17 protein-coding genes are annotated in these 25,176 nt (G+C 70.1%); 10 read left to right on the top strand and 7 right to left on the bottom strand.

Translation table 11 applies throughout. The features are described 5' to 3' along the window. Positions 1–1,170: 1,170 nt before the first annotated feature. Positions 1,171–3,129: a S9 family peptidase gene (locus tag ElP_RS06675; protein WP_145267873.1), complete on the bottom strand. Its 1,959-nt coding sequence runs from the start codon at positions 3,127–3,129 to the stop codon at positions 1,171–1,173. 204 nt (positions 3,130–3,333) lie between these two features. On the opposite strand from ElP_RS06675, the gene ElP_RS06680 reads away from it, so the two are divergent. Continuing rightward, positions 3,334–3,612 (top strand): hypothetical protein, encoded by a 279-nt coding sequence (locus ElP_RS06680; RefSeq protein ID WP_145267874.1) that lies wholly within the window; start codon positions 3,334–3,336, stop codon positions 3,610–3,612. A 122-nt stretch (positions 3,613–3,734) separates the two neighbouring features. Further along, positions 3,735–6,503 carry a heparinase II/III family protein gene (locus ElP_RS40540; RefSeq protein WP_145267875.1) on the top strand — a complete coding sequence of 923 codons (2,769 nt, stop codon included), beginning with the start codon at positions 3,735–3,737 and terminating at the stop codon, positions 6,501–6,503. Here the strand turns inward: ElP_RS40540 and ElP_RS06690 are convergent. Beyond that, positions 6,464–7,423, bottom strand: coding sequence for an alpha/beta hydrolase (locus tag ElP_RS06690; protein ID WP_145267876.1), 960 nt, complete (start codon positions 7,421–7,423; stop codon positions 6,464–6,466). The two genes, ElP_RS40540 and ElP_RS06690, sit on opposite strands and share 40 nt — an antisense overlap. 34 nt (positions 7,424–7,457) lie before the next feature. Continuing rightward, entirely contained in the window at positions 7,458–8,126 is a 669-nt protein-coding gene (locus ElP_RS06695) for a class I SAM-dependent methyltransferase (protein ID WP_197446771.1), read from the bottom strand. Positions 8,127–8,357: 231 nt separating this feature from the next. Between ElP_RS06695 and ElP_RS06700 the strand changes: the two genes are divergently transcribed. From ElP_RS06700 to rnr, 4 genes are all read left to right on the top strand, one after another. Further along, the gene (locus ElP_RS06700) at positions 8,358–8,966 is read left to right on the top strand and encodes an FHA domain-containing protein (RefSeq protein WP_145267877.1); all 609 of its coding nucleotides are present in this window, start codon (positions 8,358–8,360) and stop codon (positions 8,964–8,966) included. 414 nt (positions 8,967–9,380) lie between these two features. Continuing rightward, entirely contained in the window at positions 9,381–10,673 is a 1,293-nt protein-coding gene (locus tag ElP_RS06705; protein WP_145267878.1) for a hypothetical protein, read from the top strand. A 209-nt stretch (positions 10,674–10,882) separates the two neighbouring features. After that, positions 10,883–11,887 (top strand): 3'-5' exoribonuclease YhaM family protein, encoded by a 1,005-nt coding sequence (locus tag ElP_RS06710; protein WP_145267879.1) that lies wholly within the window; start codon positions 10,883–10,885, stop codon positions 11,885–11,887. A 67-nt stretch (positions 11,888–11,954) separates the two neighbouring features. Next, positions 11,955–14,228 carry a ribonuclease R gene (gene rnr / locus ElP_RS06715; RefSeq protein WP_145267880.1) on the top strand — a complete coding sequence of 758 codons (2,274 nt, stop codon included), beginning with the start codon at positions 11,955–11,957 and terminating at the stop codon, positions 14,226–14,228. 7 nt (positions 14,229–14,235) lie between these two features. Here rnr and ElP_RS06720 read toward each other — a convergent pair whose 3' ends face one another. Then, positions 14,236–14,544, bottom strand: a complete 309-nt coding sequence (locus ElP_RS06720; RefSeq protein ID WP_145267881.1) for a hypothetical protein — start codon at positions 14,542–14,544, stop codon at positions 14,236–14,238. Positions 14,545–15,286: 742 nt separating this feature from the next. Here ElP_RS06720 and ElP_RS06725 point away from each other — a divergent pair. After that, complete coding sequence (locus ElP_RS06725) at positions 15,287–16,666, top strand: hypothetical protein (protein WP_145267882.1); 1,380 nt, start codon at positions 15,287–15,289, stop codon at positions 16,664–16,666. 96 nt (positions 16,667–16,762) lie between these two features. On the opposite strand, the gene ElP_RS06730 is transcribed toward ElP_RS06725, so the two are convergent. From ElP_RS06730 to ElP_RS06740, 3 genes are read right to left on the bottom strand one after another with little or no spacing between them, the layout of a single operon-like run. After that, positions 16,763–17,962 (bottom strand): DUF362 domain-containing protein, encoded by a 1,200-nt coding sequence (locus tag ElP_RS06730; protein WP_145267883.1) that lies wholly within the window; start codon positions 17,960–17,962, stop codon positions 16,763–16,765. A 4-nt stretch (positions 17,963–17,966) separates the two neighbouring features. Beyond that, a complete protein-coding gene (locus ElP_RS06735) occupies positions 17,967–18,854 on the bottom strand; it encodes a M28 family metallopeptidase (protein ID WP_145267884.1) in 888 nt (295 codons plus the stop codon). Positions 18,855–18,876: 22 nt separating this feature from the next. Next, positions 18,877–19,314 (bottom strand): beta-lactamase hydrolase domain-containing protein, encoded by a 438-nt coding sequence (locus ElP_RS06740; RefSeq protein WP_145267885.1) that lies wholly within the window; start codon positions 19,312–19,314, stop codon positions 18,877–18,879. A 159-nt stretch (positions 19,315–19,473) separates the two neighbouring features. Between ElP_RS06740 and ElP_RS06745 the strand changes: the two genes are divergently transcribed. The 3 genes from ElP_RS06745 to ElP_RS06755 all read left to right on the top strand — a co-directional run bounded on the left by ElP_RS06745 (position 19,474) and on the right by ElP_RS06755 (position 25,133). After that, a complete protein-coding gene (locus tag ElP_RS06745) occupies positions 19,474–20,139 on the top strand; it encodes a TetR/AcrR family transcriptional regulator (protein ID WP_231749527.1) in 666 nt (221 codons plus the stop codon). After that, positions 20,136–21,551 (top strand): efflux RND transporter periplasmic adaptor subunit, encoded by a 1,416-nt coding sequence (locus ElP_RS06750; protein WP_145267886.1) that lies wholly within the window; start codon positions 20,136–20,138, stop codon positions 21,549–21,551. The genes ElP_RS06745 and ElP_RS06750 overlap by 4 nt, the downstream gene beginning before the upstream one ends. Positions 21,552–21,938: 387 nt before the next feature. Next, a complete protein-coding gene (locus tag ElP_RS06755) occupies positions 21,939–25,133 on the top strand; it encodes an efflux RND transporter permease subunit (protein WP_145267887.1) in 3,195 nt (1,064 codons plus the stop codon). Positions 25,134–25,176 lie beyond the last annotated feature (43 nt).

Genomic DNA, 25,176 nt, shown 5'->3' on the forward strand with positions numbered 1-25,176 from the left:
CTGCTCGCGGCGATCGTGCTGCTCGGGCCGGCCTTGGCCTGGGTTCGGGGGCCCGGGCGGGCCGGTCCCCTCTGGGTCCTGGCCGCGATCGCGCCGGCGGCGATGGCCTGCTCGCTGCCGTCGGCGTTCGTGGCGGGGGGCATCGGGTTGGCGATCACCCCCGCGGCCTGGGGAATCGCTCGGCGATGCCCCGGGCGGGGGATTTGGAGGGCCTGGGCGGCCTACGTGGGGGTCGTCCCGCTGGCCTTCCTCGGGCTGTTCCTGGCGAGCACCGGGGGGCAGAGCGAGGCGGTGGGGGCTGTCTACCGGGAGGGGTACTGGTCGGAACAATTCCCCCCGGTCGGCGACCCGATCCGGCTGGTCGGCTGGCTGGTGTCGATCCACCTCGGGGCGGGCTTCGGCTACCCGATCGGCGGGGAGCGGGGGGCCAGCGTCGCCTCGGCGACCCTGATGGTCGTCGGCATCGTGGCGCTGGCCCGCGCGGGGGATCGCCGCCTGCTGGCCGTGCTGATCGCGCCGATGGGCCTGACCTTGCTGGCCTCGGCACTCGGCCGATACCCGTACGGCGGGACGGCCCGGACGATGCAGCACGTCGCCCCGGCGGTCTGCCTGCTGATCGGGGTCGGCGCCTCGTCGCTGATCGACCGTTTCGCGGACCCAGCCCGGAGGTCCCGGGCCCTCGCGACGGCCCTGCTGACGTTGGGGCTGCTCGGGGCGGGGATGTTGGCGATCGACTTCGCCCTCCCGTACCGGACGATCGAGGACCAGCGGACCCGTGACTTCGCCAGGTGGTTCTGGCCTGAAGTCTCCCGGGGGGCGGAGGTGGGCTGCGTCCACTCGCTCCGGGGGACGACCTTCGAGGGCCCCTACTGGAGGCTGGGCCGCCTGGAACTCTACCTGGCGAACCGCCGGATCAACCTACCGGAGGGGGTCGACCCGGCCCGTCCCCGATTCGATCGGGTCGCCCGGGACCGCCCGCTCCGCTGCGTGATCTACAACCAGGACCCCGACCGAGATCCGGGCCTGGCCTCCTGGCTGGAGGAGATGGGGACGCGATACCGCCTCCTCGGGACCCGATCGTACGAGGTCAACGGGGGGATCGTCGACCACGGCATCCCCCGTCAGGAGCGGTTCCTCGTCTATGAGTATGTCCCGAGGGGGACGAGCCCGTCACTCCGGGGCCGGTCGGGGACGACGGAGGTGCTCGATGAGGAACCGGGCCTCGACGGCGCGGAGGTACTCCAGGTTCTCCCCCCGGGAGAAGCCGTGCCCCTCGTTGCGGGCCAGCATGTACCAGACGGGCACGCCGTTGCCCCGGACGGCGTCGACGATCTGTCGGGCCTCGGCGACCGGGACCCGGGGGTCGTTCTCTCCCTGGACGACGAGCATCGGGGTCGTGATCCGGTCGGCCCGGCGGAGCGGTGAGATGTCCCGGAAGTAGCGTTGGACCCGGGGATCCCGCTCGTCCCCGAATTCGAGGCGGAGCAGGTCGAGCCGGAGTTCGGGCTGGTCGTCCATGAACGACTGGAAATCGGAGATGCCGGCGACGTCGATCCCGGCGGCGATCCGGTCGCCAAACCTTGAGAGCGCGGCGAGCACGAGGTAGCCGCCGTAGGAGCCCCCCCGCACGGCCACCCGGTCGGCGTCCAGGCCCGGCTGATCGGCCACCCAGTCGAGCAGGGCCCCCACGTCCCGGACGGCGTCCTCCCGGCGCTCGCCGTCGTCGAGCCTCAGGTAGGAGAGCCCGTAACCGCTGGACCCCCGGACGTTGGGGACGATCAGCGCGAGCCCCAGCTCGTTGACGAGGTACGACTCCGGCCCCAGGAACGACGGCCTGGCCTGGGCCTGGGGGCCGCCGTGCAGGTCGATCAGCACGGGACGGGGCCCGGGGAATCGCACCGGGTCGGGGCGGTAGACGAATGCGGGGATCTCCCGGCCGTCGAAGGACTCGAAGCGGAACCGCTCCGGGGGGGCCGGCGGGTCGAAGGTCGAGCCCCCGGGGACGCCGAGCGTCCATCGGACGAGCACGCCGGTCCGGGTGACGAGCGAGTAGACCTGGGACGGCTCCCGGGTCGTCTCCAGGTTGAAGGCGCACTCGGTCGAGCCGGGGAGGAAGGTCAGGCTAGAGATCTGCCCGTCGGGGATCCCGGGGCGGGCCAGTACCCGGCCGGACTCGGCGTCGAGGATCAGGAGCCTCGAGTAGCCGTCGTCGTGGATCGAGGCCGCGAGGACATTCCCTTCGTCGGAGACGGCGAAGGATTCGACGTCGGCCTCGATGCCTCCCGTCAGGATCGAGACGCCCCCGGATTCCGGATCCAGCCGCCCCAGGCGGCGGAACTGGCCGCCGTCATAGAGGCTCAGGAAGATCGCCCGGCCGTCGGGGGCATATCGGGGATCTCCCGGGCTGTGCAGGCCCGGGGAGTCGGCATTCGGGAAGACGACGGTCGGGGTGCCGGACTGGGGATCGATGGCCAGCAGTCGGGATCCCTGGGAGACGTCGATCTCGGTGACGAGCAGGCGGGATCCGTCGGGGGCCCACGCCTCGACGGTGGCCAGGCCCGTCAGCTCGGCGAGAAGCCGGGGGGCCCCCTGGCGGTCATCGGGGTCGATGAGGTAGAGGTCGTAGTCCCGGGAGTTCCGGGCGTCCCCGGTGACGGCCAAAGTCCGGCCGTCGGGGCTCCAGCGGGGTTCGGAGTATCGGGACCGGCCGTCGCTGAGCCGGGAAACCTCCCCGGACGGGGTGTCGAACAGGGCGACCTGGACCGCCTCGTTGCCGTCCACGTCATAGAGCAGCGCGAACTGGTTCCGCCCGGGGCGGGGGGAACAGCCGAGGACCCGGCCGGCGATGGAGGTGAGCTGGTGCGGGGGGGCCCCGGGGGTGACCACGCTGAAGACCTGGCCGGCTGGGGCCGCCCCGGCGAGGACGAGGGCCTCCCGACGTCCCCCCAGCCAGCCCCCGAAGGCGTATCCGGGCACGGTCCGGTAGGCGGCCAACGCCCGGGAGAGCCCCCGGGGGATGGTCGGCACCCCCTCGGCCTCGATCGCCGGGGGCGGGGCCAGGTCGTCGGCCGAAGCGGGCGAGCCCGGGGCGATCGAGGCGACGCAACACAGGGCGGCGAGTCGAAGCATCGGGGCGGTCTCCTCCGAGCCGGCCACGCCGGCCGCCGATTCCGATCGACGTTGATCTTGGGATCGAGTCGTCGAGATCCTAAAATGAGGGTGGCGGGGCGAAGCCCGAGCAGTCACCTCTCCCGTCCCGGAAACGAGGGCCAGGTCCGTTCGGAGGGCCGAGGTCCCGTCGGCTCGGGATGAGCCCCCCCGAGGGCCTGATCGATGAGCCACGATCTGCCGTACCACTATACGCCGGTCTGCGACGTCGAGGGGTGCGACCACCCCGCCCGCTACAAGGTCGCCTGCCGATGGGGCGACGGGACCCAGAATGAACTGAAGAATTACGGCGTCTATTGCGCCGAGCATGCACCGGGCGAGCTGGAAGCCGCCAGGGATCGACAGCGACGAATCCACCTCGGCCGGCAGGAGGAGTTGGGGCCGGTGCAGCTGTTCGAATTGGTGGAGGGGCGCCGGGATGCGGAATTGATCCCGGTGGGATGATCGGTATGATCGGGGGCCGAGGGCCGGGCGCGCCGAAGCCGCCCGGCCCGGTCCCCGACGGACCGGCCCCGAGTCCCCGATCCCCCCGGACGGGGCCCCCCTCCCGGGAAGGATCCCGAGCCATGCTCCCCCGCCCGCCCCTCCTGCCCATCCTCCCGCTCCTCCTGCTTCTCTCCTGCCTGATCAGCGGGCCGTCGGCGGCCGAGACCCCGGCCGGGGTCTCCGGGTCGGACCCGTTCTCAGGCTTCTCGCTGCCGGGCCCCTGGCAGGAGGAGTTCTGGTCCGAACCGGACGTCGAGGCCTTGCTGGCGATGGGGCCGGAGGAGGTCGCCGCGCTCGTGCCCGAGCAGGCGGGGTTTTACCACGCGAGATGCCCGTCCTGCGAGGCGACCGAGGCCGACGACCCGTTCACCTGGTCGGTCCGGACGCCCGAGGTCGTCTCCTGCCGGTCCTGCGAGGCGACGTTCCCGAACGACGCGATCCCGGCCCAGGTCGAGAAGGCGGTGCCGGAGGACACGGTGGAAGTCCTGCCGGGGACGTTCCACTCCTATCCGTATCACCTGGTCGAGCCGACGCGGGCCCGTTATCCCGGCGAGCGGATCTACCTGGATGCGAAGCGGGACGACCTGGCCCGGACCTTCCTCGCGCGGTTCGCCCTCTATGCGGCCGTCCGGCACCGCGAGGAGCCCGAGGCCCGTCGGGACCCGAAGCCGGCCACGCTCGCCGCCTTGATCCTGCTCCGATTCGCCCAGGTCTATCCCTCCTACGCGGTCCACTACGACCAGGCGGGGCGATCGAAGTACCTCCAGCCGGCCGACTTGAGGCCGCCGTACCGGGAGGGGTTCCGCTCGGCGAAGTGGGACCGCTCCGGCGCGCTGAACGTGCCGATGAACCTGGTGATCGCCTACGCGATGCTCCGGGACGACCCGGCGATCGACGAGGCCGGGAGGCTCCTGGAGGTGGAGGACCCCCGTCGGGTGATCGAGGAGGACCTGCTCCGGGCCTCGGCACGGTTCCTCCTCGGGCACCCCGACACGCACGACGAGCGGTCGATCTACGTCGCCCGGGGGCTGCTGTCCGTCGGCCACCTGCTCGGGGACGACCGGCTCCGGGACGCCGGCCTCCGGACGCTCGACGGCCTGGCCCGTCGCGGCTTCTATCATGACGGCCACTGGCGATCGGGCGATTCGGAGGCGCACCGTCGGGTCGTCGGCCTGCTCGACGGCTGGTTCCGGGGCCTCGTGCCGGGACTGGGTACGGCCGTTCCGCACGCCCCGCCGGCGATCCCCGGCCCCGGGGGCGGGGCGTCCCCGGCCCCGACGGTCGCACGAGGCCCCGAACCGGGATCGCCCGGGGCGGAGGTCGCCGCCATGCTCGCGCTGGCCCGGAGGGCCGACGACGCGGCGATCGTCGACCCGGGGGTGGTCGAGGTCCGCCAGGTGTCCTGGCCGCCGACCCCGATCCGGGAGGAGGTCCGCCGCCCGGCCTTGCTGGGAGGAGTCGGCCTGGCCAGGCTCTCGGCGGGGGAGGGGCCCGACGCGATCGACCTGGAACTCCGGGGCTTCGGCGACGCCGACGGCCCCCGATCCGATCGGCTCTCGACCCGGCTCGCCTTCGGCGGCCGGACGGTCCTCGGCGACCTGGACGACCTCCCGCCGTCGCGCGATGGCTGGGAGCGGTCGACCGCCTCGCACAACGCCGTGATCGTCGACGGCCTGAATCAGCGCGAGTCGCCGGCCCGGGCGCGTCGCCAGGCCCCCGGTGCCGACCTGCTGTTCTTCGCCGCCGAGCCCACCCTGCAGGTCGTCGCCATGGGGGACCCGAGGGCCTACCCCTCCACCTGCTCCCGATACCGGCACACGATGGCCGTCGTCCACGACGATCGGGCCCGGTTCGCCCTCAGCGTCTTCGAGGTCCGGGGCGGCCACCAGCACGACCAGCTCTTCCACGCCCCCCCCGGCTCGTCGGCTCGTTGGCGGGCGTCTCGGGGCTGGGAGCGGGGCCCGAGGACGCTGCTGCCGGCCTCGATCGTGCCGGTGGCCGATTCCCCCTCGGGGAACGGGCGGTGGTTCATCCAGGCCTATGCCGCGTTCACCGAACTGCGAGAGGCCCGGGTGGGGGGGCCGACCCAAGCCGTCCTCGACGGGCCGGACGGCCCGATGGTGGGGCTCCACCTGCTCAATCCCGGGGAGTCGACGCTCTACTCGGCGGAGTCGCCCGACCCCTCGGGAGGGGGCCGAGGCGCCCTGATCGTCCGACGGGCCTCCGACGAGGAGGAGCCGATGCGGTCGACGCTCGTCACCCTGTTCGAGGCCCCCGGGCGTTCCGGCCTGCGGCGGGCCGGCCGGGTCGAGTCCCCCGAGGGGACCGTGTTGCTCGTGCTGGAGACCGGGGGAGGGGCCGAGCATCTGCTGGTCAACGACGCACCCGGGACCGTCCGGGAGGCGCCGCTCACCGACGGATCCGTGCTGAGGACCGACTCCCTGCTGGTGCGGGTCCGGGGAGAGGGGATCTCGATGGCCGGCGGCACCTTCGCCGAGGTGGGGGGGCGTCGGGTCGAGCAGGCCCGGGTCGAGGGGAGGATCGTGGCCTCGGTCCGGCCGGTCGAGGCCGGGGGCCTCGGCTGGTTCGAGACCGACCGGCCGATCGCCGACCCCGGGGCGCTGGCCGGCCTGACCCTGATCGTCTCGCACGGGGGGGAGGCCTCCCGGTCCTGGACGATCGACCACGTCGAGATCCTGGGTGACGGCAGGGCCCGGGTCGTGGTGGTCGAAGAACCCGGTTTCACGATCGACCCCGAGACGGGGACGGCGACCTATTACCAGTTCCCCGGTTCGACGGCCCCCGGCCCTCACCGATTCATCGTCCCTCGGATCGTCCGGTCGGGCTGATCGGGTCCATGCGAGGGAGGATGCCCGTCGGATTGGAATTGGACATCGTCCCGGCTCAGGGAGAGCCTCGGCCGGAGCCAGTCGGCGAGGCACCCGTAGATCGCCCCCCGGCCGAGGTCGAACAGGGGGGCATGGACGAATCCCGGCTCGCTCCGGAGCGCCTTGTCCTCGGCCCCATAACGGTCGTGGAACGACCGGCCGGAGTCGGGTTCGATGATGGGGTCGTCGTCGCCGACGACCACCAGGAGCGGGGTCGTCATTCGGGGGGCGTGCTGGAGGGCGCTGATGCCCCCCGCCCTCATCCCGAAGAACAGGGGTGGACCCAGCCGGTTGTGCATCAAGTGGTCGCCCCGGATGAGGACCTGCTGGAGCGGGTCGCGGGACAGGTCTCCGGTCGGGAGCGGCCCGCTCAGGGTCACCCAGGGGGCGAGGACCCGGAGGACGTGGCCGGCGATCAGCTTGTGTCGGGGGGGCTGATATTTCAGCCGGAGGGCCGGGTTGGAGAGGATCAAGCCGTCGGCCGCGTCGGGTTCCCGGAGCAGCGAGAGGATGGACACGACGCCGCCGTTGGAGTGGCCGAGGACGAACCGGGGGACTCCCGGCCGGATCCGGGCGACCCATCGGGTCGAGGCCAGCAGGTCGTCGAGGAGCTGTTCGTACCGTTCGAGGTGACCGCGACGGCCGGGGCTCCGGCCGTGACCGAGGAAGTCGAAGGCGAGCACGTCGACGCCGAGCGTCGGGACCAGGAATTCGGCCAGGGAGCGGTAGAGGCCCGAGTGCTCGCCCAGCCCGTGGGCGACGACGAGCACGCCCCTGGGCCCGGGGCGATGCCAGTGCCAGCCCTTCAGCGGGGCCCGGCCGTCGACCGGGATCGAAACGTCCTCGGGGGAGACGACGTCCGGCTCGGGGGGCGATGGCATCGGATTCCTGGCCTCGAATTGCTCGGGTCGATCGTCAGTGGGGCCGTCGCCAGGTCAGCGTCCAGTGGCGGTCGGAGGTCATTCGGACACCCCCTACGGGCAAGCCGAGCGACCGGATCAGATCCCGGACCTCCTCGACCGCGAGCGCCGCATGGAGGGAGTCTCGGAACATCGATCGGGCGTGCTCCGGCTCCGACCCGGCGTACGCCGAGACGAGCCGGTCGAGCGTCTCGAGGTCCGGCGGCCGGGCCAGGTCGCGGACGAAGAGGGTCCCGCCGGGGGCGACCAGCCGGGCCATCTCGGCCAGGGCGGGCAGGGGGTCGGGGACGTGATGGACGATCGAATTGCTGAGGACCGCCTCGAATGACCCGTCGGGGTAGGTCAGGCCCTTGGCGTCGACCCGATCGAGTCGGATCCGGTCGGTCAGCCCGGCGCGTTCGACGTTGGACCGGGCGAGTGCGAGCATGTATTCGGCCAGGTCGACCGCGACGAGCCGAACGTTCTGGGCCGCCCGGCAGAGGGCGATGGGGATCAGGGCGGTGCCGGTGCCGACGTCGAGCCATTCCCCCCCCCGAGGGGGGCCGTGGGCGGTCATGACGTCGGCCACGAAACGGCCATTGACCTCGGCGTGGTCCATCGCGTCGTAGGCGATCGCCTCGTCGGGAGTGTCCATCACCTCGGGTTCGAGCACTCGGGGGAGCACGACTGCGATCCATGGGGGGGTGAGTTGGGTGTCCCGAGCGGCCGATCCGCTCCGTACGCATGGTAGTATCCCGGGGCAGCCGCTCCAACCCCGATCGGGCTGCCGACCTGGACGGGGGTGAGGCTTGCTCGGGGCCGATTTCCTTCGTTAGCCTGAATGTGGCGCCCAAATGGGCGTCGGGACGGTTCGCGAGGCGGGCCGGCACGTCCGACCCATCGGGAGACGCCGATCATGCAGGAAGGTACGCTCCTGGGCACCATGAAGCCCGTCGGTGGTGGCGACCCGATCCCCTTGAAGAAGAAAGAGGTCGCCATCGGCCGCCGCCCGTCGAGCGACATCCGCCTCGATTTCGAGAACGTCTCGGGTCGGCACTGCGTGCTGTCGTTCATCAACGGCACCTGGCATGTCCGGGACCTCGGCAGCACCAACGGCACGAAGATCAACGGACAGAAGCTGTCGCGGGTCCAGTCGATCATGCCCGATGACGAGCTGGCGATCGCCTCGCACCTGTTCCACATCGACTACGAGCCGGCCGCCCCGCTCGTGGACAGCCAGCAATTGCTCGAGGAGGAAGAGGCGATCCGGTCCGGTGAGGCCCGCAAGCCGACCTCGCTGATGGAGCTCGCCGGCTTCACGGACGACTCGCGCCCCCGACCCCCTGCTGCCCCCAGGGCCTCGAAGCCCCGGCCCGAGCCCGGCCCCCCGGACGGCCCCGGTGTCCAGGGCCCGGAGGCCGAGCCCGTCGGGGACGACCCGCCCCTCGCCGCTCCCCCCGCACAGGACCAGGATGACGACTTCTTCAAGCTGATCGAGGACGAGGTCCGAAATAAACGCGGCTGACCCGTCCCCCACCCCAATGATCCTCCCCTCGATGGCCTCCCGATCTCGACGCCGATCGGGACGGCCCGGAGGGTCGTCCGACTCGACGACGGCCCGATCGACCCGCTCTGGTGCCGGTCCCCTTCGGGACGATCGCCCCGACCGTCACCATCCCGCCTCCCGGTGCGGGCGGCGTGACAGATTCGCTTGATAGAACACGACCTCCGGCCGAAGAAGTCCCCGATTTCGGCCGATGGGCGTCCGGGATCCGCGTCGATGCTGGAGGGCGAGCACAGGGTTCGTCCTCCGGCAGAGGCGTGATGGCTCCGACCGACCGTTCGCGACGTCTCCCGGGCCGACCCCTTGAGATCCGACCCACGACGAGGGGCAGGGGGCGCGTCGCCCCCGGCCGCTGGGAAGTGAGAGGTGGTTGCAATGACTGAGCGACACCCGCGGCGGGGCAACGGAACGACGAGAACCCGACGCCGACCGGCCCCGATCACGCCGGAGGCACTCGAAGGCCGACACCTGCTGGCCTACACCCCACTCGGCTTCTCGATCCCCGACCTGGCGATCCTGAACGCCTACACCGGCCCGGTCGCGGCCTATGGGGGCGAGATCGCCGTCACGGTCGACGTCTCCAACCTCGGCCAGAGTTCGATCCCCGAGCCCCTGGCCCAGTTCCCCGGTCAGGCCAGCGCGGCCGATGCCGGGCCGTCCGAGATCGAGGTGTATTACACCAATCAGGCCCACTCCCCCTTCGGCGATCGGATCCTGCTGGGGACGATCAGCGTGCCGGCGGTGCCCCAGAACCGGCTCGTCCAGGTGACCGGGGTCGTCAGCCTGCCCGAGGAGCCGCCGGCCGGCTATCCCGGGGTCGGCTCGAACGGATTCATCACCCTGGAACTCGACCCCGATCGGGACGTCCGGGATCTGGACCGCACCAACAACGTCTTCCGACCCGCGGCCTCGTTCCTGCTGGTCCCGGACCTGCCCGACCTGCAGGCGATCGCCCTGGGGCTGCCCCCGGTCCTCAATCCGGGGGACACGATCGTCCCCCAGGTCAAGGTCGCCAACTATGGCGCCGCCCCGACGATCGACCAGGCCCCGGTGGTCGTCCAGGTGGTCGCCTCGCTCGACGAGGCGTTCGGGCCGGGGGACATCGTGCTGGGGACCTTCACCGTCGGCAACATCCTCCCGCTCTCCTTCGCCCCGACGGAGCGGTTCGTCCCGGGGGACCAGACCCTCCTGGATCGCCCGAACGTCGCCGTGCTCGACGCCATGCAGCCGGTGACGCTTCCCGAGACCGGGGCCCCGTACTTCGTCGGCGTGGTGGTCGACCCGCAGGACGAGATCCGGGAGATCAGCGAGCTGGACCGCGGCCCGGACCCGACCCTGGAACTCGCCCGGCTGGTGGACGACTCGGGCCTCGGTCTGCCCCCGGCCGGGGTGATCGGCCCGGCCGCCGAGGCCGATCGGCCCTTCCCCTACCCGCCGTTCGACACGCCGACGGGGACCTCGGAGGGGCCCGTCGATCCCGGCACGCCCCCGTCGCCGGGCGAGCCTGTGCCCCGGCCGGCCCGCCGTCGGGTCTTCGCCGAGCGGCTGGCCGCCCGGCTCCAGCTCCAGGACCGGGGCCCGATCGCCCCGATGGCCGGGCTCCGGGCCCGCCCCGTCGAGCTGGCCCAGCGGCTGGCCGCCCTGCGGGCGGCTCGTCGACCGGGCTGAGTCCGGCTCGCCGAATGCAGGGTCGTCGAGGGGCGGGTCCGGGATACTCCCCCGGATCCGCCTCGACCGGCCGGGGGAGCGGGTCGGCTTGACCGGCCGGTTCGGGGGGGCCTAGAATCGCTCCTCCCGACCGAGACGGATCCGTCCCGATCCGCGATCGGGACCCGACGCCTTGCCTCCTCCCGCCTTTAGAACCGATCGCCCGCACCATGACGCGCCAATATGTGAAGCAGCTTGCCAACGGCGAGGCGGTCGATGAGGTCTTCCTCGTCGCCGAGAAGCAGCTCCGGTCCAACCGCCAGGGGCAGCTCTACCTCCAACTCGACCTGAGGGACCGATCCGGCCTGATCGGGGCCCGGCTCTGGAACGCGTCCGAGGATCAGGCCCGGTTGTTCGACGCGGGAGATTATTTGAAGGTCAAGGGGAAGGTCCAGATCTTCCAGGGGGCCGCCCAGCTGATCCTCTCCCAGATCGACCCGACCCCTGCCGAGGGGATCGACCCGGGCGAGTTCCTGCCGCAGGCGTCCCGGGGCGTCTCCGAGATGACCGCCCGGCTCCGGCAACTCCTGATGGGGGTCTCGGATCCCCACCTCCGCGCCCTCGCCGAGTGCTACCTGATCGACGACGACTTCCTCCGGCGATTCACCACCGCCCCGGCGGGGGTCAGGGTGCACCACGCCTACCAGGGCGGGCTGCTCGAGCACGTCCTGACGCTGATGGAGATGGCCGACCGAATCGCCGGGCTCTACCAGGGGCTCGACCGGGACCTCCTGCTGCTCGGCATCTTCCTGCACGACTCGGGCAAGGTGTATGAGCTGGACTACGACCGCGCCTTCGGCTACACCGACGAGGGGCAGCTCGTCGGGCACATCGTGATCGGGGTGGAGCTGCTCAGCGAGAAGGTCAGGCGGACGGTCGACCTGACGGGTGAGGCGTTCCCGGTCGAGCGGTTGATGCGCCTGAAGCACATGATCGTCAGCCATCACGGGCCCCCGGCTTTCGGCAGCCCAAAGCCGCCGATGACCCCCGAGGCGATCGCGCTGCACTACCTGGACAACCTCGACGCCAAGGTGCACGCCTTCTCCCGACAGATCCGGGATGACCCGACGATCGGCTCGGCCTGGACCTCCTATGACGCGAACCTCGGCCACCGCCTCTACAAGGGCGCCCCGACGGCCGAGGAAGGCTCCGAGCCCGGCGAATGGTCTGCCTGATCCCGTCGCCGGCACGCCGCGACCGGGCCGAGAGCGGGGGCGGTCACACCTACTCGGAGGGAGCGCCATGGCGACGCCGGACCACGAATCCCGGGTGATGGGCGCCCTCTCCCGGCCCGGGTACCAGCCGAAGACCGTCAAGGCCCTCTCCCGGGAATTCGACATCCCCCCCGACGAGTACCCCGACTTCCGCAGGGCGGTGAAGCGGCTGGTCAAGGCGGGGAAGCTCGTCGTCGCACGGGACAAGACGCTGGAGAAGGCGACGGAGGCCGCGAAGAAGTCGTCGAGCGGGGCGATCGTCGGCACCTTCCGTCGCACGGCCAAGGGGTTCGGGTTCGTCCGCCCCCACGGGGCCAATGACCGGGCCGATCACATCTTCATCCCGGAGAAGTACACCTCCGACGCCTCTTCCGGCGACCAGGTCGCCGTGAAGATCACCCGGCGGGCGCGGACCCCGGGGATGAACCACGAGGGCAAGATCCTCGACGTGATCGAGCGTGCCTCGGGGGTCTTCGTGGGGACGTACTTCGAGCAGGACGGGGACGGCTTCGTCAAGGTCGACAAGTCGACCTTCCACGAGTCGATCTACGTCGGCGACCCCGGGGCCAAGGGGGCCCGTCCCGGCGACAAGGTCGTGCTGGAGATGGTTCGATTCCCCTCCCCCGAGCTGGAGGGCGAGGGAGTAATCACCGAGGTGCTCGGCCCCCGGGGGACGCCGGGCGTCGATACGCTGATGGTCTTGCGCGCCTATAACATCCCCGACGAATTCGACGAGGACGTGCTCCGGGAAGCCCGGGAGCAGGCCAGGGCGTTCGACGAGGCGAATGTCGAGGGCCGGGCCGACCTGCGCGACGTGCTCACCGTCACCATCGACCCGGCCACGGCCCGGGACTTCGACGACGCGATCACCCTCTCCCGGGACGACCGGGGGTACTGGGAGCTCGGCGTCCACATCGCCGACGTCTCCCACTTCGTCCCGACGAACTCGGAGCTGGACCGCGTCGCCCGGCTGCGGGGGAACAGCGTCTACCTGCCCGACCGGGTCGTCCCGATGCTGCCGGAAGTCCTCTCCAATAGCCTGGCCAGCCTCCAGCAGGGGAAGACGCGCTACACCGTCTCCGCCCTGCTCGAATTCAACAACGAGGGGGTCCGCACCGGGACCCGATTCGTCCGGTCGGCGATCCGGGTCGACCAGCGGTTCTCGTATGAGCAGGCGTTCGAGGCGATGAAGAACCCCGATCGCGAGATCGAGGGCGTCTCGCCCCCGGTCCACGCCATGCTCGGCCGGATGCTCGAGCTGGCGATGACGCTGCGGAAGCGGCGATTCGCGCGGGGTGCCCTCGAGCTGAACATGCCCGAGGTCGAGGTCGAACTCGGGAACGAGGGCGAGGTCGTCGGCGCCCACCTCGCACAGGACGACGAGAGTCACCAGGTGATCGAGGAGTTCATGCTCGCGGCCAACGAGGCCGTCGCCGAGTTCCTCACCGGCCGTGGCCTCGATTTCCTCCGTCGGGGGCACGACGACCCCGACCCGATGAAGCTCCGCGACTTCGCCGAGTTCGCCCGGAGCCTCGGCTACGCGATCGAGAGCCCGCAGAGCCGGTTCGAATTGCAGCGGGTGCTGAACGAATCCGCCGACCAGCCCGAGCGCCACGCCGTCCACTTCGGCCTGCTCCGGAGCCTGAAGCGGGCGACTTATGTCGCCGAGCGGACCGGGCACTATGCCCTTTCCAGCGAGGACTACTGCCACTTCACCTCGCCGATCCGGCGCTATCCCGACCTCCAGGTACATCGGGCGCTGCTCGCCACCCTGGCCGGCAAGCGTCCCAAGGAGCACGTGGACGAGCTGGTGGCGATGGCGGAGCACTGTACCCGGACCGAGCGCCGGGCCGAGGCGGCCGAGCAGGAGCTGATCAAGATCAAGCTGCTCACGTTCCTGGGGGACAAGATCGGCCAGAACTACCACGCCGTGATCATCGGGGTCGAGGATTTCGGCCTGTTCTGCCAGCTCATCGAGCTGCCCGTCGAGGGGCTCGTCCACCTGACCAGCCTGCACAGCGACTATTACGACCTGGAGCGGGAGACGCACAGCCTGATCGGCCGCAGGCGAGGGCAGCGGTTCCGGCTCGGCGACCGGGTCGAGGTCCGGGTCTGGCGGGTCGATGTCGACCGCCGGGAACTCGACCTCGTCCTCGCCTCGGAACTCCCCGAGGGGATGGAGCTGCCCGAGTCCCGCACCGGCCCGAGGAGGCCGAAGCGGCCGGGTTCGCCGCCCCCACCGAGGCGGACGGGCGGCCCACCCTCCCCGAGGAAGAAGGGGAGCCGGACGCGTCGATCCTGAGGATCGATCAGGCTCGGACCTGGATCGATTCGGCCTCCTGCGCCGACCAGAGGCGGGGGAGGCCGCGATCCTCCGGCGTCCCCGGACCGGGCAGGGCCAGGACGTCCAGCAGCGGGCCCTCCCCCACCTGGCGGATCAGGAACCAGGAACCACAGGCCCCGCAGGTGCCGATCAGCCGATCCGGGTCGTCGGGGTCGGGCTGGGTCAGGCCCAGCCCCCCCTCGCACCTCAGGCACGAGATCGGCTCGCCCACCCCCCTATCAATCGAAGCCCGCTCCAGCAGGAACGTCACGAGTCCGGACATCTGTCGCGTCATCGCGGCCCTCTCCAGACTTGGATTCCCCCAGCGTCGGGGAAACGGAGTCGTTCTCGAAATGTTGGCATCAGCGCCATGTCGCAAGATATAACAACATCGCATGGGATCGCAAGACCCAAGTCGCTTGATCTTTGAATTATTCGCGGGCGATCGTGCGTGATCGTTCCAAATCGAGCGTTAATCGACCGATGAGCGAGACTTCAACCGCGGGACATCGACGGGGGGCGGCGTCGGGCGTGTCCCAGAATCGAGAACTGTCGCCCGGCCCGCCAGGGTCGCTGTAAGTTTGCCCCCGCGGGTTGTAAGGATTACCTCAAGGCCGAGACCCGGGTCGATGCGATAACCCTCAATTCGGGCGAAGGTTCCGTCGACTCGAGGCCCTCGATGAGTGGGCGGGCATCCGGTTTGCCCTGGAGTCTTCGGGGACGAACCCAGGAGACCCGGTGATCTCGGCGGCGCCGATCGTGACGTCTGGGGCGCCTGGGTCAAGTTGGCTGGTCTTACGGCTTTGCGGGCACTGCGGAGAAGTGTTTTCTCCGGATATGCCAGGTTGCCCATGTTATATTGGAGCGGAGAGTTCTCGGGATCATCCCCGGCGATCGGCCGGAGCCGATCGGGGATGACCCGCAGCACGCGGAGGAGCCTCCCAGGGACGGGATCCCCCTCCCTTCGCCTCGATTGAGTCGCCGAACGAGTCTTGCACCAGCGAGGAGAGCCGAAAGTCGGCTCGGAGGTAACGATCATGTCGAAGAGACAGGGATTAACGCGGTGCGCCGCGCTGGCCCTGCTCGTCCTGGGGACCGCGGCCCCGGCCGGGGCCACGTACTGCGGGGCCGCGTCGTATCGCATCTGCGCCGCCCCGGTGGTGCAGACCGTCGATGTCGTGGCGATGGCCCCGAGGTACGAGACGGTTATGCAGACCGTCTACGAGACGGTCTACGAGGTCCAGCCGACCACCGTCATGCAGACCCGGTATCGCAGGGCCTTTCGGACCGAGCAATACCAGGTGATGCGTCCGGTGGTCGAGACGGTCGAGCAGGAGCGCCGCTACTCGGTGATGAAGCCGGTGTACGAGACGGCCGAGCGCGAGCGGCGTTACAGCGTGATGAAACCGGTCATCGAGACCCAGCAGCGGGAACGCCGCTACTCGGTGATGAAGCCGGTGTACGAGACGGCCGAGCGCGAGCGCCGATATTCCGTCATGAAGCCGGTCTACGAGACCCAGCAGCGCGAACGGCGCTACTCGGTGATGCGGCCGACTTACGAGACCGTCGAGCACGAGCGGCGGTACTCGGTGATGAAGCCGGTGATCGAGACCTCGGTGGTCCAGCGGCCATATCGGGTGCTCAAGCCGGTAGTGACCCAGCGCCAGGTGGTGGAGGAGTGCGGCGCGTACGAGACGCAGATGGAGGTCGTCCCCGGGCCGATCGTCCAGCGTCGCGTCCCCGTCGCCGCCGACCCGTGCGACACCTGCGAGCAGCCCCGCCCCACCGGGTTGCTCGGGTGCCTGTTCCACCACAAGAAGCGGGCGTTCGCGACGGTCTCCGTCCAGTGCCCACCCCGGACGGTTTGCAAACGCGTCTTCGTCTCCCGGCCGGTCGTCCGGACCGTCTCGGAGACGAAGTACGTCGCGGAGACGAGGTATCAGCAAGTCCCGGTCCAGACGTGCCGTTACGTGGCCGAGGAGCGCGTCGAGCGCATCCCCGTCACCACCTGCCGGTACGTCGCCGAGGAGCGCGTCGAGCCGTACCAGGTCCAGACGTGCCGTTACGTGGCCGAGGAGCGCGTCGAGCGCATCCCCGTCACCACCTGCCGGTACGTCGCCGAGGAGCGCGTCGAGCCGTACCAGGTCCAGACGTGCCGTTACGTGGCCGAGGAGCGCGTCGAGCGCATCCCCGTCACCACCTGCCGGTACGTCGCCGAGGAGCGCGTCGAGCGTGTCCCGGTGCAGCAGGTGCGTTATGTGACCGAGACGGCCGAGCGTCAGGTGCCGATCACGGTCCAGGAGCAGGTCCCGGTGACCGTGCAGCGCTGCGTCCCCCGGGTCGTGGCCCGTCCCGTGCCCGTGACCGTCTGCTCGATGGTGCCGGTGGCGGTGCCGAGCTGCCTGACCTGCCCGTGAGGCCTCGGTCAATCGGGAATCCGGCACGGACGGAGGCCCGGCGGGGAGAAACTCCCCGCCGGGCCTCTCGCGTTGCCGGGGCCGTGATCTGCCCGATCAGGCGTCGATCACGCGGTGGTCGATGTGCTCACGGCGGTACTCGCCGAGGCCGAGGTAGCCGCAGAGGACGACGTGCTGGGGCTGCCGCATGTCGAAGCCCTCGCGTTCGGCATCCTCGCCGAGCTTGCCGACGGCCCCGACCGGGGCCAGGCCCATCTGACGGCGCTTGGCGTCGATCTGGTCCCACTCGATGCGGTCCATGGCGACCGGGTCGGTCGCCAGCATCAAGGCGTTGTTCTCCCAGGTCCAGTGCGGGTTCTCGGCCCGGGCGAAGGGGCCGCCCTGGTAGACGCCGACGATCCCGTCCATGATCTGCAAGACGCATTTCTTGCGGATGATCGGGTGGCTGACCACCTGGGGGATGAACTGGTTGCAGACGTTCGCCTCGGCCGAGCTGTGCGACCGGGCGACGTTGTTCACCAGCCCGTGGCTCATGTTCTTCAGGGCGCCGGTGATGCCGGCCGAGCCGTGGTCCTTCAGCACCGGCAGGAGCACGACCTTGTTCACCTTCCGGGTGATCAGCGTGCCCAGGTGGGAACGGTAGGCGCGGTCGTCCTTCGGGTCGTGATCCCGGTGGATCAGGTTCATCGAGACGAACTCGTCCGGGTCGTAGCCCGAGACGAGGTCGCCGTCGGGCCAGGAGAGTTCCAGCTGGGAGGGGTCGTCGCCGTAGGTCAGGCCGCCCCAGTTGACGCCGTCGGGGATCCCCTTGTCCATCCCCGCGTCGACGAACTCGCCGCGATAGCGCTCGAAGACGAACATGTCCTTCGGCTTCACGCCGGCGGCCTTGAGCCCCTCGACGACCTCCAGCATCAGCTCGGTGGAGCTGTTGGCCAGGGGTCGGCCGACGGGGTTCATTTTGATCGCGACGACGTCGCCGGGCTCGAAGAAGGATCGCCAGGCGGACACGGCGTCGTCGGCGCCGGTCAGCTCGGACATCCCCCGGTCGAGCGCGGCCTTGATGGCGGCCCGGTCTCGGACGCCGTCGGAGATCATGCCGGGCTTGCGGACCTCGATCACCCGGCCGGGGTAGGGGCCGGGGATCCCGAGGGGCCCGTCGATGGCCGCCGGGTCGGCCGCCGCGCCGGGCTCCTGGGCCGAGGCCCGGATCGCCGAGAGCGCCGACATGGCCGCGACCCCGGAGAGGAACTCGCGGCGAGGGAGGCGGAGGCCGTTGCATCGGGGTCGGTCGTGCATGGCGTCACTCCTGATCGGGAGAGGCTGGGAGGTCGTCGGGTCCGTCGCCCTTATGATCGGGAATCTCCTCGGACCGATCCAGTTCCAGGAGGTATCGGAGCACCAGGGCGTAGGTCCGGGTGTAGGCCTCCTGGTCGACGTTCTCGAATTGGTCCTTGTCGGAGTGGATCAGCTCGAATCGGTCGACGGGCAGGCCGTCGAAGGTGATCGTGGGGATCCCGGCGTCCTCGAACGGGATCGAATCGGCGCCGACCCCGGGGATGACGTGGTCCTCCAGCGCGAGGTCGTGTTCCTCTGCGACCCGGTGGGCGATCGCCTCCAGGGCGTCATTCGAGCCGTTGGTCCAGAGGAACGGGCCGCCGACGCCGAGCACCTCCAGGTTCACCATCGCCCGGACGTTCGCCGCCCCCTCCTCGCCCAGTTGGTCGACGTAGATCCGGGAGCCGACGAGGCCCTGCTCCTCGTAGGCGAATCCCATGAAGACGAACGTGTGCTCCGTCGGGACGTCCTTGAGGGCCTGGTACAGGTTCGACGCCATGCAGGCACCGGACCAGTCGTCGATCACCCCGGCCCCGGCTGGGACCTTGTCCAGGTGGCCGCCGACGACGATGACCGAGCCGGTCGTCCCCGGCTTGGTGACGATGACGTTGTGCAGCAGGGGGTCGTCGTCCCGACGGCCCGGCACCTCCTGGAGTGTGATCGCCTCGGGTGGTGCCCCGGCTTGTTCGTAGAGCGCCTTGAGGCGGGCGACCCGGTCGGGGTTCTCCAGGGGGGCCGAGGCGAGTTCGTCGACCAGCTCGGCGTCGGGGACGGGGTTCGGGGTGGGCGCCTGGGCGGTGCAGAAGGCGGTGGGGAGTGAGGCGAAGGACAGGATGAGGCATGCAGCCCGCATGGTTCGGCTCCGGGGGTGGGGTTCAACGTCCGAGGGCGTGCTCGATCAGGGCCCGCACCGGGGGAGGTAGCTCCAGGCCGAGGGCTCGGCCGCGTTCGACCACTTCCCCGGCCGGCCAGCCCTCGACCCGGGCGAGGTGGAGCAGGGCGAGGCCGGCGGCCCGGCCCCCCTGCTTGCAGTGGATCAGGACCTTGCCGTCGGGATGACGATCGATCAGGTCGCAGACCGAGGAGATTTGAGGCGCTCCCAGGGGCTCCCCGCCGACCGGCACGCTGAGGTAATCCAGCCCGGCTTGACGGGCGACCTCGGCCTCCGCGGCCGGGTCCATCGGCTGGTCGGGCTCCCCCGGGCGCCGGAGGTTCACCACCGCGGTGAAGCCCTCGGCCTTCAGGCCCAGGATCTCTTCGCTCGTCGGCTGATCCGCGATCTCCAGGTTCGGTCGGACCGTCTTCCGGTTCATCTCGGCACTCCGTCGGGATTCGAGGGCGACTCCGCCCCCCGTCCGAGACTAACCGCCGGCGCCGCCCCTGGCCAGCGGGGGAGACGGCCCAGGTCTTGACGAAAACCCGGGATCTCGCCATACTACCTACCGTTCGGTATAGAGACGAGAGGAGTAACCGTGCCCGAGGTCGATCGAGCGCAGTTGACCGACGTGTCGGGGAGCGAGACGGCCCGGGAGATCCTCCGGGTCGCCGCCCGGTTGTTCTCGGGGAAGGGGTTCGATGCGACCTCGGTCCGGGAGGTCGTCGAGGCCGCCGGGGTGACCAAGCCGACGCTCTACTATCACTTCGGCAGTAAGGAAGGGTTGGCCCAGGCGCTGCTGACCCGGCCGATGCATCGGCTGATCGACGAGATCCGGGCGGGGCTGGATCGACCCGGCGAGCCGATCCGTCACCTGGCCGAGCAGATCGAGAGCCACTTCGCCTTCTGTCGGGAGGAGCCGGACCGGGCCCGGTTCGTCTATGGCCTGTTCTTCGGACCGAACGCACCGGGACTCTCGGCCGAGGTCGCCGTCTATGGAGGCCGGCTGAATGAGCTGCTCAACGAAGCGGTCCGGGGGCTGGTCCGGGCGGGGATCGTCCCGGAGGACCGGGCCAGGCGATGCGCCGCCGCGGTCCAGGGACTGATCACGTTCTACACGGCGGACTATTTGTACCAGGGCGCGAACCTCGAGGCGGGGCTGGCGCGTCGCCTGGTTGAGGATGTGCTCCTCGGCTTCGCCGCGGGGAGGTCGCCCGCCCCGGTCTCCGGGGCGGAGGGCGATGGACCTTCGAGGGACCCATGACATTGATCGCGTCGAACGGACTCCGGCGGGCCCTGGCCGGATTGATCCTGGCGGCCCTGGGCCCGATCCTCGGCTCCGGCTGCGGCGGTGCCGCCGAACGGGAGCTGGACGCCTCGCCCGGCGCACCGAAGCCGGTGGTGGTGACCACCGCCGAGGCGGTCCGACGGCCCGTCGAGCGGGCCATCGAAGTTGTGGGCACGCTGCACGGCTGGGAGGAGGTGACGCTCGGCTCGAAGCAGACCGGCCGGGTCGTCGCCGTCCGTCACGACGTGGGAGACCGGGTCTCTCCCGAGGAGCCGCTGGTCGATCTCGACCCGGTCGACGCGCGGCTCGCCGTCGACGAGGCCCGGTCCCGGCTGCTCGGCGAGCTGGTCCGCCTGGGCATCACCGCCGATCAGGCGGAGGAGTTCACTTCGCGTTACGGGGTCTCCGAGGAGCTGCTGGCCAACGAGGAGGTCAACCGGATCATCCTGGAAATCCCGGCGATCCAGCAGGCCGGGGCGACGCTCGACCAGGCCACCACCCGGCTCAATCGCCAGCGTCAGCTCTCCCAGCGGAACGCGGGCACCCAGCAGGAACTCCAGGACGCCGAGAGCGAAGAGCGGATCGCCCAGGCGGCACGCGAGAACGCGGTCATGACCGCCAGGACCGTGATCGCCGACGCCCTGTCGAGCCACGTCGCTCTGCAGCAGGCGCAGGAGGCCCTGAGGGAGATGCAGATCGTCGCCCCCAGGCCTTCGGCGCTGCCTCCCGGGGTCGACTCGCCGGAGGAGGTCCGGTACGCGATCAGCCGGAGGCAGGTCTCCGAGGGGCAGTTCCTTCGCCCCGGCGATCCGGTCATCGACCTGGTGCTGGAACACCCGCTCCGGCTGAGGGTGAGCGTCCCGGAGCGGTTCGTCGCCGAGGTCTCCCAGGGCCAGGAAGTCGGGCTTAGGACGGCCGCCTTCCCCGACCGGATCTTCCGAGGTTCGGTGGCCCGGATCAACCCCTCGGTCGATCCGGTGAGCCGGACCTTCGAGGTCGAGGCCGAGGTCCCGAACCCCGACCTGACCCTCCACCCGGGCAGTTTCGCCAAGGCCAGGATCATCACCGTCCGGGAATCGGAGGCGACCCTCGTGCCGATCGAGGCGATCGTCCGGTTCGCCGGCGTCGTCAAGCTGTTCCTGCTCGAGACGGGCCCGGACGGCTATCAGGCCCGGGAACTGGCGATCGAGACCGGGGCGGAGCGGGACGGCCTGGTCGAGGTCCTCGGCGGCCTGCCCGAGGATGCGGTCGTCATCACCAGCGGCCAGACCCGGCTCGCGGACCGAACCCCCGTCGTGATCCGCCCGGGCCTGGCCGAGGACGAGTCGCCTGAGGCCGAGGAGCCCGCGGTCGGAGCCGAGGGCGAGGCGTCGGACGAGGACGGATGACGCCGAGGGCGACGGCCCGTCGGCCCATGCCATGAACCGGGAGGGATCGAGCCCGGCACGGATCCCGGGACCCACGCACATCTGGACCCATCGGCCACGAATGACCTGATCCTCGGGTTCCTGATCCGCCCCGCCCTCGTGATCTTCCGGGTGTTCCTCCTCTCCGCCCGTACGTCGACCCTGATTGCCGGGCGCATCCGCCCGCAACGGCCACCTGTTCCCGACCCCCCGCGGCCCAGACATGGGTAATGCACAGCTTCGGTCAGATGGCCGGCGCCCTCGGCCGATCGCCGCTCACCCGGCACCGCCGGATGCGGCGTCGACGCGATCGGGCGGCCGAATCGAACGCATACCATGGTCCCGCCGTCACCCTGAAAGGTCCCGGGAATGACCGTCTCGGACGTTTGCATCAACCGCCCCGTCTTCACCTGGGTCCTCGTGCTGATCCCGGTGGTGCTGGGGGTGGTCAGTTACAACCGGCTCGGCGTCGACCTGTTCCCCGACGTCGAATTCCCGGTGGCCTCCGTCACCACGGTGCTGCCCAATGCCAGCGTCGAGGAGATGGAGACCTCGGTCACCAAGCCGATCGAGGACATCCTCAACACCATCTCCGGCATCGAGGAGCTGCGCTCGACCACCTTCGAGGGGATCTCGGTCGTCACCGTGCAGTTCGACCTCTCGAAGCAGGCCGACGTGGGCGTGCAGGAGGTCCGGGACAAGGTCAACTCCGTCCTGCCCAACCTGCCCGACGGGATCGAGTCGCCGGTGGTCGCCAAGTTCGAGACCGACGCGATGCCGATCCTGACGATCGCGGTCTCCGGCCGCCGGGACTTCCGGGAGGTCACCGAGCTGGCCCGACGCCGGATCAAGGAGCGGCTGGAGACGGTCAGCGGGGTCGGCGCCATCACCCTGGTCGGCGGCCGGATCCGGGCGATGAACATCGTCGTCGACACCGATGCGCTCTCGGCCTACAACATGTCGATCGACGACGTGCGATCGGCGCTCGTCCGCCAGAGCCTGGAGGTCCCCGGGGGTCGGGTCGACCGGGGGAGCCGGGAGGAGATCCTCCGGGTCCTCGGCCGGCTGGAGACGGAGCGGGAGTTCAACGACCTGATCATCGCCACCCGCAACGGGTATCCCGTCCGCATCCGGGACGTGGGCCGTGCGGAGGACTCGGTCGAGGAGCCCCGGTCGCTCGCCCGGCTCGACGGCGAGAACGCCGTGAGCCTGGTGGTGCAGAAGCAGTCCGGCACGAACACCGTGCAGGTGGCCCACGAGATCAAGGGACGCCTGGCCGAGCTCTCGGAGTCGCTGCCGCCCGACATCGAGACGGTGATCATCAAGGACCAGTCCAGGTTCATCGAGCAGTCGATCGAGGAGGTGAAATTCCACCTCCTGCTGGCCGGCGTGCTCGTCTCCGGGACGATCCTTCTGTTCATCCGGGACTGGCGGACGACGCTGATCGCGACCCTGGCCATCCCGACCTCGATCATCCCCACGTTCCTGTTCATGGACGTGATGGGGTTCACGCTCAATAACATCACGATGCTGGGGTTGATCCTGGCCATCGGCATCGTGATCGACGACGCGGTTGTCGTGCACGAGAACATCTTCCGGCACATGGAGGAGGACGGGATGGACGGCATGACCGCCTCCCGCCTCGGCACCCGGGAGATCGCCCTGCCGGTCTTCGCCACGAGCCTCTCGCTGATCGTCATCTTCCTGCCGATCGCCTTCATCGGCGGGATCATCGGCCGGTTCTTCGCCAGCTTCGGGTTCGTGGTCGCCTTCGCGGTGGCCATGAGCCTGTTCGTCTCCTTCACGCTCACCCCGATGCTCTGCTCCCGGTTCCTCAAGCTGGAGGACGCCCGGCAGACCGGCCACGCGAAGTCGAAGTCGGGGTTCTTCTACCGGATCGTCGACGCCGGCTACGGCTGGATCCTCCGTCGGTCGCTGACCCGGCTCGGGACGCTGATGGTCATCCTGCTCGCGATCCTGGCGATCGGGTCGACCGTGCCGATCGGCATGGCGACCGGCTTCTCCCTGATCCCCCGGGACGACCAGAGCGAATACGAGGTCGTCGTGCAGACGCCCGAGGGCTACACCCTGGAGCAGACCGACCGCCTGAGCCGCGACCTGGAAGCCCGGCTCAAGGCGCTCCCGGGCTCGAAGACCCTGTTCACGACCATCGGTTCGCTGTCGACCGGGGTGCAGGTGAAGGGGCAGGGGGACGTGACCCAGGCGACGATCTACGTCCGGATGCCCGAGCTGTCGGAGCGAGAATTCAGCCAGTTCGAGGTCCAGGACGAGGCCCGGAAGCTGATGGAGGTGTACCCCGACCTCCGCGTGAGCGTCAACGACGTCTCCGCCTTCCAGGGCGGCTCCCGGGCCCAGATCTTCCAGATGAATCTGGCAGGACCCGAGCTGGAGCAGCTCTCCGAATATGCCCAGGTGCTCCGGGATCGCCTGGCGGCCAACGGCGGGATCACCGACCTCGACACGTCCCTCTCGCTGCGGAAGCCGGAGGTCCGCGTCTCGATCGACCGGGAGCGCGCCGCCGACCTGGCAATCCCCGTCCAGACGATCGGCGAGAGCCTCCGCGTGATGGTCGGCGGCCTGCCCGTAACGACCTTCCGGGACGCGGGGGAGCAGTATGACGTCTGGCTCCGAGCCCAGGCGGAGGACCGGGGGTCGCCCGAGGCCCTGGAGAATTTGAACCTCTTCTCCCCGAGCGCAGGACTGGTGAAGTTGACCAGCCTCGCCAGCCTGGAGCCCGACTTCGGCCCGACGGAGATCGAGCGGCTCGACCGGGAGCGGATCGTCACCGTGCTCGGCAATCCGACCGACGAGATGCCGCTGGGGGCGGTCGTCAGCCTTTCCAACGAGATCCTCGACGACATCGGCATGGAGCCCGGCTACCGGGCGGTCGTCTCGGGGCAGGCGAAGACGCTGGAGGAGACCTTCGTCTACTTCACCGTCGCGTTCGTGCTCTCGGGGGTCTTCATGTACATGATCCTCGCCGCGCAGTTCGAGAGCTGGCTCCAGCCGGTGGCGATCCTGATGGCCCTGCCCGTCACAGTGCCGTTCGGCCTGCTTTCGATGCTGCTCTGGGATACGCCGATGGACCTCTACGCGATGTTCGGGCTCTTCATGCTCGTCGGCATCGTGAAGAAGAACGGCATCCTCCAGGTCAATGCCGCCAACGACCTCCGGGCCGAGGGCTGGCCGAGGCGGGAGGCGGTGGTCGCCGCCAACCACCTCCGCCTGAGGCCGATCCTGATGACCACGGTGATGCTCGTCGCGGCGATGGTCCCCATCGCCCTGGGGCAGGGGCCCGGGGCGGGCAGCCGGGCGAGCATGGCGAAGGTGATCATCGGTGGCCAGATGCTCTCGCTGCTGCTGGCCCTGGTGGTCACCCCGGTCTTCTACGTGTTGCTCGACATGTGGACGAACTTCACCCGTCGGATGGGCCTCCGGTTCTCCGTCCACGACGAGGCCCCGGTGTCGGGGGGCATCGCGCCGGAGGCACAGGGCCGGGTGCCGGTCGGGGCCGGTGCGGGATCTTCCCCCGGGGGATCCTGAGTTCGGCATGAAACTGGCATGGCCAGGGCGATCGACCGGTGCG

Origin of the sequence: Tautonia plasticadhaerens (assembly GCF_007752535.1) — a bacterium.
Taxonomy (GTDB): Bacteria; Planctomycetota; Planctomycetia; order Isosphaerales; family Isosphaeraceae; genus Tautonia; species Tautonia plasticadhaerens.

What these genes read in the sequence shown, in the direction of transcription:
- ElP_RS06675 (WP_145267873.1), bottom strand. Translation starts at nt 3,129, where the DNA reads ATGCTTCGACTCGCCGCCCTGTGTTGCGTCGCCTCGATCGCCCCGGGC.
- ElP_RS06680 (WP_145267874.1), top strand. Translation starts at nt 3,334, where the DNA reads ATGAGCCACGATCTGCCGTACCACTATACGCCGGTCTGCGACGTCGAG.
- ElP_RS40540 (WP_145267875.1), top strand. Translation starts at nt 3,735, where the DNA reads ATGCTCCCCCGCCCGCCCCTCCTGCCCATCCTCCCGCTCCTCCTGCTT.
- ElP_RS06690 (WP_145267876.1), bottom strand. Translation starts at nt 7,423, where the DNA reads ATGCCATCGCCCCCCGAGCCGGACGTCGTCTCCCCCGAGGACGTTTCG.
- ElP_RS06700 (WP_145267877.1), top strand. Translation starts at nt 8,358, where the DNA reads ATGCAGGAAGGTACGCTCCTGGGCACCATGAAGCCCGTCGGTGGTGGC.
- ElP_RS06705 (WP_145267878.1), top strand. Translation starts at nt 9,381, where the DNA reads ATGACTGAGCGACACCCGCGGCGGGGCAACGGAACGACGAGAACCCGA.
- ElP_RS06710 (WP_145267879.1), top strand. Translation starts at nt 10,883, where the DNA reads ATGACGCGCCAATATGTGAAGCAGCTTGCCAACGGCGAGGCGGTCGAT.
- rnr (WP_145267880.1), top strand. Translation starts at nt 11,955, where the DNA reads ATGGCGACGCCGGACCACGAATCCCGGGTGATGGGCGCCCTCTCCCGG.
- ElP_RS06720 (WP_145267881.1), bottom strand. Translation starts at nt 14,544, where the DNA reads ATGACGCGACAGATGTCCGGACTCGTGACGTTCCTGCTGGAGCGGGCT.
- ElP_RS06725 (WP_145267882.1), top strand. Translation starts at nt 15,287, where the DNA reads ATGTCGAAGAGACAGGGATTAACGCGGTGCGCCGCGCTGGCCCTGCTC.
- ElP_RS06730 (WP_145267883.1), bottom strand. Translation starts at nt 17,962, where the DNA reads ATGCACGACCGACCCCGATGCAACGGCCTCCGCCTCCCTCGCCGCGAG.
- ElP_RS06735 (WP_145267884.1), bottom strand. Translation starts at nt 18,854, where the DNA reads ATGCGGGCTGCATGCCTCATCCTGTCCTTCGCCTCACTCCCCACCGCC.
- ElP_RS06740 (WP_145267885.1), bottom strand. Translation starts at nt 19,314, where the DNA reads ATGAACCGGAAGACGGTCCGACCGAACCTGGAGATCGCGGATCAGCCG.
- ElP_RS06750 (WP_145267886.1), top strand. Translation starts at nt 20,136, where the DNA reads ATGACATTGATCGCGTCGAACGGACTCCGGCGGGCCCTGGCCGGATTG.
- ElP_RS06755 (WP_145267887.1), top strand. Translation starts at nt 21,939, where the DNA reads ATGACCGTCTCGGACGTTTGCATCAACCGCCCCGTCTTCACCTGGGTC.